We start from the raw sequence: 559 nt of genomic DNA, 5'->3' as shown, positions 1-559 counted from the left end.
TCAGTCCTGCGGATTGGCAGTCGGCGACGGCATGGACGACGGGTGCTGCTGCCTCGGGAGCAAGGTCCTTGGTGTCGTCGGTGACCAGACCGGTGACGGACAGGGTGTCGCCGTCGAGGTCGATGCTGCCGGCGGGGCTGGCCTGCCCGGCGGCGGTGATGACCTGCTCGAAGGGGACAGTGGTGGGGAACTGTCCCTCGGTGTTGCTGGTGGAGGTCACCTTCCAGCCGTTCATGGTGAAGGTCTTGGAGGAGCGAGGAGGGCTCGGTTGTAGGAAGGTAGTGGGGAGTGCGGTCACTCGCCCGTAGTCGATATGGGTGTTCTCGATGGTTTTGGCTTCACCCGCAGCGGCCAGGTCGCGTCTGACGATTGAGCGGTCTGGGGGACGGGAGCCGCTGGCCAGGATGCTGACGCTGGTGCCGTGCAGTGTCCAGGACAGGGTGATGGTGAGGTTGATGTGGGTGTCGGAGTTGTCTTTGCCGAAGGTGGCATCGCGGGTGGAAGCCAGCAGGTTGGCCACAGCATCGGGGCTGGTGTCGTCCTTGAGACGCACGTCCAG

Annotated in this window: 1 pseudogene; it reads right to left on the bottom strand. The window is 64.8% G+C overall.

The annotated features are described in order from the left end of the window. Positions 1–559, bottom strand: a pseudogene (locus HMPREF3165_RS13650) (hypothetical protein); the annotation flags it as partial.

The organism is Actinomyces sp. HMSC08A09 (genome assembly GCF_001807465.1).
Lineage (GTDB): Bacteria > Actinomycetota > Actinomycetes > Actinomycetales > Actinomycetaceae > Actinomyces > Actinomyces oris.
This window is presented reverse-complemented; position numbering and strand designations above follow the sequence as displayed.